Source organism: Chryseobacterium carnipullorum (assembly GCF_003815695.1).
Classification (GTDB): Bacteria; Bacteroidota; Bacteroidia; order Flavobacteriales; family Weeksellaceae; genus Chryseobacterium; species Chryseobacterium carnipullorum.
Genome location: NZ_CP033920.1, coordinates 2,249,683 through 2,262,036, shown reverse-complemented (window position 1 = coordinate 2,262,036; position 12,354 = coordinate 2,249,683). Strand labels below are relative to the sequence as shown.

Annotated in this window: 10 protein-coding genes and 2 tRNA genes; 6 read left to right on the top strand and 6 right to left on the bottom strand. The window is 37.9% G+C overall.

Features of this window, described 5'->3' with window-relative positions:
- Window positions 1-8: 8 nt before the first annotated feature.
- The 3 genes from EG346_RS10300 to EG346_RS10290 form a co-directional block, all read right to left on the bottom strand.
- Window positions 9-389 (bottom strand): GreA/GreB family elongation factor, encoded by a 381-nt coding sequence (locus EG346_RS10300; RefSeq protein ID WP_123878460.1) that lies wholly within the window; start codon window positions 387-389, stop codon window positions 9-11.
- A gap of 379 nt (window positions 390-768) precedes the next feature.
- Complete coding sequence (arfB, locus tag EG346_RS10295; RefSeq protein WP_123878458.1) at window positions 769-1,161, bottom strand: alternative ribosome rescue aminoacyl-tRNA hydrolase ArfB; 393 nt, start codon at window positions 1,159-1,161, stop codon at window positions 769-771.
- 111 nt (window positions 1,162-1,272) lie between these two features.
- A complete protein-coding gene (locus EG346_RS10290) occupies window positions 1,273-2,304 on the bottom strand; it encodes an AMP-binding protein (protein WP_123878456.1) in 1,032 nt (343 codons plus the stop codon).
- A 98-nt stretch (window positions 2,305-2,402) separates the two neighbouring features.
- Between EG346_RS10290 and EG346_RS10285 the strand changes: the two genes are divergently transcribed.
- The 4 genes from EG346_RS10285 (at window position 2,403) to EG346_RS10270 (ending at window position 5,742) form a co-directional block, all read left to right on the top strand.
- Window positions 2,403-2,473, top strand: a tRNA-Gln gene (locus EG346_RS10285).
- Window positions 2,474-2,687: 214 nt separating this feature from the next.
- Entirely contained in the window at window positions 2,688-3,671 is a 984-nt protein-coding gene (locus EG346_RS10280; protein ID WP_123878454.1) for a tail fiber domain-containing protein, read from the top strand.
- A 211-nt stretch (window positions 3,672-3,882) separates the two neighbouring features.
- Window positions 3,883-3,953 (top strand) — tRNA-Gln (locus tag EG346_RS10275).
- Between the two features lie 166 nt (window positions 3,954-4,119).
- Complete coding sequence (locus tag EG346_RS10270; RefSeq protein WP_123878453.1) at window positions 4,120-5,742, top strand: T9SS type A sorting domain-containing protein; 1,623 nt, start codon at window positions 4,120-4,122, stop codon at window positions 5,740-5,742.
- 261 nt (window positions 5,743-6,003) lie between these two features.
- Here EG346_RS10270 and EG346_RS10265 read toward each other — a convergent pair whose 3' ends face one another.
- From EG346_RS10265 to EG346_RS10255, 3 genes are all read right to left on the bottom strand, one after another.
- Window positions 6,004-6,642, bottom strand: coding sequence for an HdeD family acid-resistance protein (locus EG346_RS10265; RefSeq protein WP_123878452.1), 639 nt, complete (start codon window positions 6,640-6,642; stop codon window positions 6,004-6,006).
- A 276-nt stretch (window positions 6,643-6,918) separates the two neighbouring features.
- A complete protein-coding gene (locus EG346_RS10260) occupies window positions 6,919-8,346 on the bottom strand; it encodes an amino acid permease (RefSeq protein ID WP_123878450.1) in 1,428 nt (475 codons plus the stop codon).
- Between the two features lie 117 nt (window positions 8,347-8,463).
- Window positions 8,464-8,757 (bottom strand): helix-turn-helix domain-containing protein, encoded by a 294-nt coding sequence (locus tag EG346_RS10255; protein WP_073334275.1) that lies wholly within the window; start codon window positions 8,755-8,757, stop codon window positions 8,464-8,466.
- A gap of 185 nt (window positions 8,758-8,942) precedes the next feature.
- Here EG346_RS10255 and ccoN point away from each other — a divergent pair, with 185 nt between their 5' ends.
- Both ccoN and EG346_RS10245 read left to right on the top strand, forming a co-directional pair.
- Complete coding sequence (gene ccoN, locus EG346_RS10250) at window positions 8,943-11,222, top strand: cytochrome-c oxidase, cbb3-type subunit I (protein WP_073334274.1); 2,280 nt, start codon at window positions 8,943-8,945, stop codon at window positions 11,220-11,222.
- Between the two features lie 20 nt (window positions 11,223-11,242).
- Window positions 11,243-12,130, top strand: a complete 888-nt coding sequence (locus EG346_RS10245) for a cbb3-type cytochrome c oxidase N-terminal domain-containing protein (protein ID WP_123878448.1) — start codon at window positions 11,243-11,245, stop codon at window positions 12,128-12,130.
- Window positions 12,131-12,354 lie beyond the last annotated feature (224 nt).

The window sequence follows — 12,354 nt, the reverse complement described above, 5'->3', positions numbered from 1 at the left end:
CACAGGGACTACCCGTGACAAGATTCTACTTTTAAGATCTCGATCTTCCTTTCACCATCTTTGAAAGGCCAGTCGATGACATCTCCCACTTTATATCCTACAGTTGCCAAAGCAATATCCGATAAGATGGAATGTTTATTTTTTGCCGGTTTAGCTTTTACGGAGGCAACGAAAATATATTCGTGCTCGAAATTCCGCGTGTGGTCTTTGATGGTTACTTTTCTGTCAACAGTCACTACATCATCAGGGAGATCTCTCCTCAAAACCTGCTTGGCTTTCTTCAGTTCTTCAGTAAGTCTTTTCTCTTCCGGCATGCTTACCTTTTTTCTTCTGAGTGTATCTTTTATCGCATCATAAATTCCGGTGGTTACAGTAATATGGTTGGACATTTTTAATTCTTTTAAAATGAGTGGATGCAGCTATTCCAGTGATCCAATGCAGGATGACCCTATTCAGTTTTTCTCCTGTAGAAAACTGCAAAAATAAATACGTGAAATTAATTGGAATATTTTCCCTGTCGTGGATCCTGACAGGGCTTAATTAATAAAGTCCTTGGAATTCTTCAGAAAAGAATCTGTATGTAAGTATAACAGCGACAACAAAAGGCCATTAGAGTGGCTTTCTGCAGAAGAAGGAATAATTGCTGTCATAAATTAATGTTTGTAAATAATACCCCTAAGATAATCAAAAATACCGATATACAAAAGGAAAAAACATACTAAACTGCAACTCAGATCTTATAGCCTCTACATCCCAAAACCTGAATCTCTAAAACTTAAACTTCCTGTTATCTTTCTTTTCAGAAATTTTCTTTTTGGTATCCAGTCTTTTCTGCTTCTGTCCTTTTGAAGGTTTGGTAGCCAGTCTCTTTTTTGGTACAATTAAGGCTTTGTCAACGAGATCAATAATTTTTTCAATCGCCTTATTTTTATTCATGAGCTGGGTCCTGCTTTCAGAGACGGTAAGGAACATATAGCCGTCAGCATTGATTCTGTTTTTTAACTTACCCCTGATGAGCCCTTTTTGATACTCATTAAAAAATTCGGATTCATCGACCAGCCAAAGAACGGTTACCGCAGTTTCCACTTTATTGACATTCTGGCCTCCTGCCCCACTGCTGCGGGAAGTTTTAAAGCTGAGTTCTTTTGAGAAGTCTTTCATAGGATGGGAATGAATGGGTTAAAGATAGTGGATTAATAGATAATAGATGGCGAGATGATAGATGAAGAGATGGATGATGGTAGATGAATAGATAGTGGATGGCACTATTTTTTAGCTTTTGGTTATTATTTTATAGAGTTCTATTCTGTTGACTTTGCCGTTTGGGGTTCTGGGAATTTTATCCGTGAAAATAATTTCTTTCGGTTTGTGAAAACTTTTTTCAAAAGGGATTTTTAAAACCTTTTCAGAAAGTTCTGCAGATTCTTCTCCTTCGATGATCAAAATAAGTTTCTGTCCCAATCGTTCATCTTCACTTCCTAAAAATACTGCTTCATTCGGAATTTCTTTTTTAACTAATGCCTCTAATGCTTCAGGGAAAATTTTAGCTCCGCCGGAATTAATCACATTGTCGATGCGTCCCAGGAATTTAAACTGTTTTTCATTTCTAATCTCAACTAAATCATTCGTTTGCAGAACCTCAGTATTTAAATCGGGAGCCTCTATTTTCAGACAGCCTCTTTCATCTGTAGTGATAGAAATATTTTCGAAAACGGTGAAATAATCTTCAGGTTCAGGCATCAGCTGTTTCAACGCAATATGAGAAAGGGTCTCGGACATTCCGTAGGTCTCAAAAATACGGTTTGAAGTATTGGAAAGCAGTTTTGTACTTAGTATTTTGCTTTTTAAATTTTCAGAAACAGCAGCTCCTCCAATGATTAAATTTTTAATCAAATGCAATTTGTTGAGTGAATTTTCTACCTGAAGCGGCGTCATAGCACAAAAATCTACTTCTTCATTTAAATATTCGGTTGGTTTTAAGGAGGGATCAGTTACGATCAGTTTCAATTTTCTCTGAATAGAACGTACCATCATCATTTTTCCTGAAATATAGTCTACAGGAAGGCACAACAATGCTTTGTTCCCCTCTTTTAATTCCAAAAAATCACAGGTCATCACCGCAGACTTGATCATTTTCTTTTTTTCAATTTCAAAAACTTTCGGAATCCCTGTGGAACCTGAAGTTTGCACTTTTACGGTATCTCCAAGGGAAAACCATTCATCTAAAAAATTTTTGATGGTATATTCGAAATCCGTTTGAGGAGATAAATTATTAATATTGAGTTTATTGAAGTCTATCAGCATAATGGTATGAAATAAAACGGAGTGTAAATGTAAAAAAAACTTTAAAATTTTCTTGTATCTAAAGAAAAAAGCTGTAAATTTGCCTCACCAAAATAAAGAGACCCATGGTGTAACGGTAGCACTCTGGTTTTTGGTACCATCAGTTGGGGTTCGAATCCCTGTGGGTCTACTTAAAGCCTTTTTAATCGACAGATTATTAAGGCTTTTTTATTTCCCAATGGAAGTCTTTAATGATTTCGTAATTTCAACCCAATATTAACATTTGCGAACCATTCATAATAATATTATTTTAAACAATCATAATAATAACTACATTTTATTGTTAAAATTTCATCTATGAAAAAGAAAATATTGTAAATTCGCAATATTAAAATATACATACGATGACTTCAAAAATTATTTTCAAATTTTATTTCGCATTAATATCAGGCTTTTTTTTATCTATAAATGGACAGGTAGGAATTAACACCACTATGCCACAGGCGACCTTGGATGTAGTAAGCAAAACAAACTCCTCTGCAAACAGGTCATTTAAAGTCCGAAACTCTTCAAACGTAGAGGCACTAACTGTTACTGATAACGCTCGTGTCGGAATAAGAATGACTAATCCACAATCCAATTTTCATATTTTGAGTGATGTGTTAGGAGCAATCAATGAAAGAGCTGGAGGAGTAGGTCCCGCGTACTTCGTCCTTAGAAAAAATGCCTCTACTGACAGCAGTATCAACCAAGCTTTAGCATCGGGAGATAATGTAGGGGCGATTGTCTTTGCAGGAAACTCAGGAAATGGCTACAACAGCAATGCCTTAACTTCTTCTAGGATCACGGCACAAGCAACCCAGAATTTTACAACAACAGCACAGGGAATCAGAATAGAATTCCATACGACCCCCAATGATACAAATTCAAGTGTTTTACGAATGACCATAGGTCAGGACGGTAAGATCGGGATTGGTAAAACAGCTTCAACAAATATTCTGGAGATAGAGGGAGAAGCTTCTAAAACGACTGCCGGAGCATGGCTTGCCAATTCGGATGGACGCCTGAAAAAAGACATTCAGCAAATCTCCGGCAATGAAGCATTAGAAAAACTGCTTCAGTTGAAAGGAGTTTACTATTATTGGAATGATGATAAAACGGGTATTCTTCGTCCGAAAGAAAAACAGATGGGCTTTATCGCCCAAAATATACAGGAAGTTTTTCCCGATAAAGTAACCAAAGATACCAAAGGCTATTTGCAAACTGCCTATGGAGATTACGATGCCATTCTGGTGGAAGCCATAAGAGCGCTGCATCAGAAAAATGAGAATCTTGAAAGAAGAATCAACGAACTAGAATCAAAAATTAATGGCTTACCGAAAAAATAATTTTCAAACGTTGAGATGACAATGCCTTTCGTTGGGAAGGCTTTTTTGCTTACAAGAATCTGGAAACCAAAGATTATCCAAGATTTAATTTTTGGAATGACGTTCGTAAAACTATTATTTTAAAAATTTTTACTTCAAAAAAACAGCTTCTTATATTCCAAAGTATTGCACATCAATAAAAAAATAGTAAATTTGCACCACTCAATAATACAGACCCATGGTGTAACGGTAGCACTCTGGTTTTTGGTACCATCAGTTGGGGTTCGAATCCCTGTGGGTCTACAAACCATCCTTTTCTAAGGATGGTTTTTTTGTATCTGAAAATCTTCAAAAATTATGAATTAGCTTTTCTCTGATTTCGTTCATTAGACATTATTACATTTCTTTATTTTTTTTGAGCTTATTTAATTACTTTCGTAGCATTTATTTAATCAAATACTTTATAACCATGAAAAAAACACTACTCCTTTTCTTATTTCTTTTAACATATCATTTGTCAACAGCTCAGCAAGCTCCACCTATTGAATGGGCAGTATGTCTGGGAGGTATAGGAACTGAAGGTGCATGTGTAGATTTCAATACTGCAAACAAGCAATATGGACTACAGGTTTTGCATACTCCGGACGGGGGGTATATTTTAGCAGGGAATACCAATGCCAACAGCGGATATGTTTCCGGTTTCCACGGAAGTGCCGGATTTACCCAGGATATGTGGGTAGTAAAAACAGATAGCCACGGAAACTTCCAATGGCAAAAAGCATTGGGGGGAACAGGAAATGATTCTGCAGCCGCTATTGCACTCACGAGTGATGGGGGATATATTGTTGCAGGATATTCTACTATAGATAATGGAGATGTACCTGCATATTACGGTGCCAATGATATTTGGATTGTTAAATTAGATGGTGCAGGCAATAAATTATGGACACAAAATCTGGGAACGACAGATGATGAAAAAGCTTACTCTATTCAACAGACATCAGATGGAGGCTTTATAGTGGCTGGAGCTATATATGCTGCCGGAGTGGGCCCGGTGACCAGATATAATATGGTAGCGATAAAGACTGATCCCAATGGCAATATAGAATGGCGTAAAAGTTTTGGAGGTTCAGATGATGAAGTGGCCTACTCTGTAAAACAAACAACAGATGGAGGATATATTCTTGCCGGTTCTACCCAAACTAAAAATAATGGCGATGTTTCCGGAAATCACACGTACTGGAGTTCAGGTGACGCTGCCTACCTTGCCTCAAGAGATGCCTGGGTAGTAAAATTAAATGCACAAGGGGTATTACAATGGCAAAAATGTTTAGGAGGAACTGGAGAAGACAATGCATATTCTATCCAGCAAACGACAGATGGAGGATATATTCTTGCCGGATATTCCAATTCTGTAAATGGTGATGTTACCGGAAATCACGGAAATAAAGATTTCTGGGTGGTTAAAATAACTTCTGGCGGTACATTGGAATGGCAAAAAAGTCTGGGCGGGAGTAATTCTGATCAGGCTCATTTTATTAAACAAACTCCTGATGGAGGATACGCTGTAACAGGAACTTCTTTCTCTAATGACGGGGATGTTACAGATCACCGCGGCAGCACTAACAATAATGATTATTGGGTGGTAAAACTGGATGCTTCTGGAAATAAATCCTGGGCCAAATCTCTGGGAGGGACTGGTAGTGATACTGCTTTTTCTTTAGATCTGACCGCGGATGGCGGCTATGCTATTGCAGGAAGTACGCTTTCCAACAATGGTGATGTGACCGGCCTACACACCAATTCTTCTGCTACGGATTTTTGGCTGGTAAAATTAGGGTCAGGTAACATGGGAACAGAAGATATAAAGGCTGCCACTAGTATTTCTTTATATCCCAATCCTGCAAAAGATGTAGTCTTTTTCTCAGAAGAACTCAGCTCAGTTGAAATATATACTTCCGATGGAAAAATCGTTTATGAAGCATTATCCGGTAAACAAATAGATCTTCATCATTTACCTGCAAACATTTATTTTCTGCATGGAATCAATAAAGAAGGAAAAAAAATCGTCAAGAAAATTGTAAAACAATAGTATTTAATTGAGGTTACATTCATTAAAACGATTTCAGTAAACCAATAAAACCCGCTTTCGCGGGTTTTATTGGTTTACTGAAAAGGGTAATTCATCAAAAAAATAATTCTTTTTATTTTTTCAGGAGTGAAAAATTCCTTCTCTAATCTGGCCAGTCCTTGGTCTGACGTGTTGCTTGTCTTTCTCATATTAATAAATATAAGGCAGAAACCCAAAAGTCATTTTATTTGAAGTTTTTTATGATGATCAATAGATATCTTTTTATTTTCTATTTTTCAACTCATCAATCTCCTCCTGAAGAGATCTCACTTTATTTTTCAGCTCCTCACTGATCTTTGAAGGGAATCTTTTAAGTTTTTTAAGGTCTAAAGCCAGCATGATGGAAGCAATTCCTATAAAGATAAAAGATACAGCCGTTAATGTAACTAAGGAAAGTCCGGTAAATACAGGATTAAAGATCAATAGCAAAGAGAATATAATTCCTCCTGCACTTGCCAAGGCAACATTTCCCCAGCTTAAAATTTTCTGACTTCTAAGATCAAAGGCAAATCCTAAAAGCTGAAAAGAACGAAATAACAATGTGAATCCCACAACAAATGGAAGGACCGTCATCGAGATCTTTGGATTACTCACAAGATATACTCCAATTGCTGTCGTCAGCAATCCGCTGATCAGGAACCAGCCCCATCCCTGCAATGACTTGTTATTCTGTAAGGAAAAAAATATTTCCGTTATTCCCGAAAATAAAAATGAAACACTGAAAAAAATAGAAAGAGTGACATACGTAGCAAGCGGGACACTGAATACATAAAAAACGCAGATTAAAAATATAATTCCGAAAATCAATGGAATATACCAATGCTTTACCGTGTTTGTAAGGGTTTGAAATAGATTTGCCATAAGTGAATGTGTTTTAAATTTGTTACTTGTATCGTAATATTGAAATGATCATCTGATTTCTGACTAGTTTTTTTTCACCCTATTTTGATATATATACTTACTAATGTACGCAAAAAAAAAATCTTTTTAAGAAGGTACATTATAAAATTATGGGATAAATGATAAAAGCTTTATTATTTATCTAATTGTAATAGACAAAAAAAAAGGACAGATCAAAATCTGTCCTCTGTATAATTAAGTAAGCCTGCACCCACTTTCTGTACTATAATCAAATTATTATTTGGTTTTAGGTTTATACAGTTTAAACATTATAAAAAGAAACGCCAGCCAGATCGGAATCAGGATCACCTGGATTTCCATTCCCGTAATGCTCATCAATACCAAAATAGCTACTAAAAATAAGATGCAGATGTAATTTGAAACCGGATAGAATATGGATGGGAATAACGTTTTCACCCCCGATTGATCTTTATCTTTTCTGAATTTCAAATGGGTATAGCAGATCATCAGCCAATTAATAATCAGAGTCGAAACTACAAGAGCCATTAAATATTCAAAAGCCTTTTCCGGAACCAGTTTATTAATGATAATACAGATTCCCGCGAAACAGGACGAAATCAGGATCGCATTCGTAGGAACACTGTTTTTATTCAGTTTCTTTAAAAACTTTGGTGCATTTCCCTGCTGAGCCAGTCCGAAAAGCATTCTGCTGTTGCTGTAAACACTGCTGTTATATACCGACAATGCCGCTGTTAAAACAATCAGATTAAGGATATTGGCAATTAAAATATTGAACTGAATCACCTTTCCGAAAATATTGAATTCAAATCCATTTAAATTCTGAAAAACCATCACAAACGGGCTTGTTCCCTCTGTAATCTCTCTCCACGGGCTCAATGCAAATAAAATCACCAAGGCTCCCACATAGAAAATCAAAATTCTATAAATAACCTGATTAGTTGCTTTAGGAATGGTCTTTTCAGGGTTTTTAGCTTCTGCTGCCGTAATTCCGATTAATTCCAATCCTCCAAATGAGAACATAATCATCGCCATGGCGGCAAACAGTCCGGAAAATCCACTTTCGCTTTTATTAAAAAATCCTTTGGGGAAAAATCCACCATCGTTCCACAAATTCGTAATACTTGCTTTATCGCCTCCGGTACCACTTAATAATAAGTAAATACCAAATACAATCATCCCGATAATGGCAATCACTTTGATGATGGAAAACCAGAATTCAGTTTCTCCATATACTTTTACAGAAGCCAGATTTAGGGCTGTAATCACAATAAAAAAGAATAAACTGGACACCCAGAGTGGAATTTCGGGCCACCAAAAATGAATATAATGCCCGATAGCCGTAAGCTCGGCCATACTTACCAGAATATAGAGAATCCAGTAATTCCAGCCAGATGCAAAGCCTGGAAAATTACCCCAATATTTATAGGCAAAATGGCTGAAACTTCCTGAAACAGGTTCCTGAACCACCATTTCACCGAGCTGGCGCATAATAAAGAATGCAATGATTCCTGCTAATGCATATCCCAGAATAACGGAAGGTCCCGCCAAAACTGCTGCCGGGCCAATTCCAAGAAACAATCCTGTTCCTATAGCACCTCCGAGGGCAATTAGTTGAATATGTCTGTTGGTTAATCCTCTCACCAGAGCCCCATCGCTGGACTCTGTTTTCTGTTCGCTGCTCATAAAATCAATTATGCCCTAAATATATAAAACTTTAGAGAAATTTGCCTTCTATGAAGCTTTCTTAATATTCAAAAGGTTCATTTTTAAAGAATTAAAAACTAAAAAAGTCGTATTTTATTATAAATATTCTTCCGGAATTGAAATATTATTCTTTTTCATATACTCTAAAAGCGACTGATACCGGTCTTCATTCCCGTCTGTTCCGCATTTGTGAGAAATACTGCAGATGTCTGAAGGTTTAATTTCCAGGATATCGGAGATCTTCTTAAGGATATCAAGGTTGATCTTTACTTTAGAATTTTCAATGTCGGAATAAGCCTTTTGGGAAATCCCCATTTCAAAAGCCATGTACTCCTGCGTAAAGTCTTTACTTCTACGGATTTTTCTGATATTTTGACCACATATTTTCATCGTTTTTGTTTTAGTAGTTTTTAGTATAGTTTAGAAGGAGAGCTACTAGACTTACACAAAGTTAATAAATACCTTTGGCAAAACATTATACACGTTACATGATATTTATTTTTAACAGAAATCAAGATAAAATAAAATCTGCTTTCAAAAGGTAAATATCACTTCGGTACAACACTATTGGAATTATGGAGACGCAAAAATTCAATTATGACAATAATATTGTCAGAGCATTCTTGTATGCTACTATCGTATTCGGGCTGGTCGGCTTTCTGCTGGGACTTTCGGCTGCGCTGATGCTTTTCTACCCTGAGTTGCCTGAGTTTTTATTCGGGACAGATGATACCACGATTCAGAGTCTGAGAAGCGGAAATATACAGGGACTTATCAATACACAGGGAGCCATGGGATTCGGAAGAATCAGAATGCTTCATACCAGTGCGGTTATTTTTGCTTTCGTATGTAATTCCTTCTTCTGCGGTGCTTATTACAGTATGCAGAGACTTTTAAAAACAAGAATGTACAGCGATACGCTTTCATGGCTCCATTTCTGGACCTGGCAGCTGATGATCGTTGCCGTAGTGATCACTTTCTTAATGGGAATCAATACTTCCAAAGAATATGCTGAACACGAATGGCCAATTGACATTATGATCACCGTATCATGGGTTATTTTCGGAATCAATATGTTCGGAACCATTGCCAAGAGAAGGGTAAGACACCTTTATGTAGCGATCTGGTTCTACATTGCCACCTGGATTGCCGTGGCCATGCTGCATATTTTTAATAATCTTGAAGTTCCCCTATCCTTCACAAGCTGGAAATCCTATTCTGTATATGCCGGTGTAAAAGATGCTCTTGTACAATGGTGGTACGGTCACAATGCCGTAGCCTTTGTACTGACCACTCCGGTGTTAGGCCTGATGTACTACTTCATGCCGAAAGCGGCACAGCGACCTGTATTCTCCTATAAATTATCCATTATTCACTTTTGGTCGCTGATATTCGTATACCTTTGGGCTGGCCCTCACCACCTTCAGTATACGGCGCTTCCGGCATGGGCACAGGCCGTAGGTACGGGATTCTCTATCATGCTTATTGCGCCTTCATGGGGAGGAATGCTGAACGGTCTTCTCACCTTAAGAGGAGCCTGGGATAAAGTAAGAGAAAATCCGATCCTGAAATTCTTTGTAGTAGCAATTACCTGTTATGGTATGGCCACTTTCGAAGGACCTTTACTGGCTACAAAATCTTTAAATAAAATCGGGCACTACACGGACTGGGTGATCGGACACGTACACCTGGGAGCCCTTGGATGGAACGGCTTTATGGCCTTCGGAGTGGTATATTACCTGGTTCCAATCATGTGGAGAACGCCCTTATGGTCTAAAAAATTAGCCAACTGGCACTTCTGGTTGGGAACATTAGGAATTATTTTCTATGCAGTTCCCATGTATATCTCAGGATTCACCCAGGGACTGATGTGGAAACAGTTCAACCCTGATGGTACCTTAATGTATAAAAACTGGCTGGATACGGTAACGGCGATCATTCCTTATTTCAAAATGAGATTCTTAGGCGGTATCCTTTATCTTTCAGGTGCTATTTTAATGGTGGTGAATGTGATCAGAACCGTAAGATCAGGCTCATTCCAGAAGGAAGTTCCTGCAGAAGCTCCGGCACTGGCAGAGATTGGCAGCTCAAGAAAAGAAGGAGAAGGTGTACACCTTTGGCTTGAAAGAACTCCAAAACTGCTTTCAATATTAGCTTTCATCACAGTAGCCATAGGCGGATTAATAGAAATTGTTCCTACACTATCTCTGAAGCAGAGCGTTCCGACCATCACCGCTGTAAAACCTTATACTCCACTTGAACTGGAAGGAAGAGATCTTTATGTAAGGGAAGGCTGCAACTCCTGCCACTCTCAAATGATCAGACCTTTCCGTGATGAGATCGTAAGATTTGAAGGTAAAAACGGACAGTATTCTAAAGCGGGAGAATTCATTTATGACAGACCTTTCTTATGGGGATCTAAGCGAACAGGACCGGATCTTCACAGAGAAGGTGGCAGAAATCCGGATTCATGGCACTTTAAGCACATGTACAACCCGAGAATTACCTCTGCTGGTTCCATCATGCCCCGTTTTCCATGGCTGATCACCAATAAGCTGGATCGTACTCAAATGGTTGACAAGATGAAATTGATGAAAAATGCTTTCGATGTGCCTTATTCAAAAGCAGAAATAGATTCGGCTAACCAGTGGGCAGACAATCAGTCAAAAGGCATTGTCAAAAGAATTTATTCTGAGGCAAATGACCTTAAAGATCAGATGGAAAAAGAAAAAGCAACAAAAGGCACCTCCTACGTACCGCTGGAGCAGAGAGAAATTGTAGCTATGATTGCTTACCTGCAAAGATTAGGTACCGATATTAAAACGACACAGATCCAGACCGCAAGTGCTGAGTAAACTTTAAAATTTTTACTGCAATGAAAAAGAGAACCCCCATTTCAATATATATCGCAACGACGATAGGCTTAACGATCATGGCGTTTGAAATGTTCGCCGGAGATTCAGGCTATTTTTCTTCTCCGTTTTTCTGGGCGCTTATTGTAATCACTGTTATTCTTCTGCTAATCATGAACTCCATCGGAGATCTTGTTGAAAACGAAAGTTTCAGCAGACTTTCAGAAGAGGAAAAGAAAGAATATTTAGCAGAAAAAAGTATTCCCTATTATCAGAAACTTTGGAATTCTGCCTTCAAAAAACAATCTGCTACGGAAGAAAAAGATATTCTTATCGACCATGGTTTTGACGGAATCACAGAGCTTGACAACTCCCTTCCGAAATGGTGGATAGGCCTGTTCTGGTTCGGATGTATATTCTGCGTTGTGTATATGACCGCATTTGCCTTTACTGAATATGCTCATCCTGAAGCGGAGTATGATAAAGAAGTAAAAACAATGCTCGCTTCTATAGCTGAATATGAAAAAACAGCACCCCAGATTGATCTGGAAACGGCAAAATATAGTGCAGACAACATCGCAGATGGTCAGGAACTTTTCAAAACCAATTGTGTAACCTGTCATGGTGACGGTGGAAAAGGCGGTATCGGTCCAAATCTTACAGACACGCACTGGATCAATATCAAAGAAAAAAGTCTTTTTAAAAATGTTTTCTGGATGCTTGAAAACGGTTCACCCAATAACCCTACGATGCGACCTTTCATCAAAGAAGGAACCATCAGCGGAAGAGATGCTGAAAAAATTGCAGCCTATATTTATCATATCAATCAGGAAACTTCTCCTATCACTCCAGCACAGGGCGGTGCCACTCCGCAGGGTGAAGAAGTGAAATGGGAAAACGAAAATAATTAACCTAAATTTTATTATCTCCATATATTTCTCGCCCCCTTTTTTGAAACTAGTCTAACATTTGAGTTTCATTTTTGCTAACCTTTTCAACATTAAAAATGATTAAAAAAGGGGGCTTTCTAAAGAGAAAAATCCACACCTTGGTTGTCTTTATCAACATATTCACTTGACAACTACTAACTAAATTCCATATCACGGCAGCCAAGGCAGGATTTTTGTACTTGCAC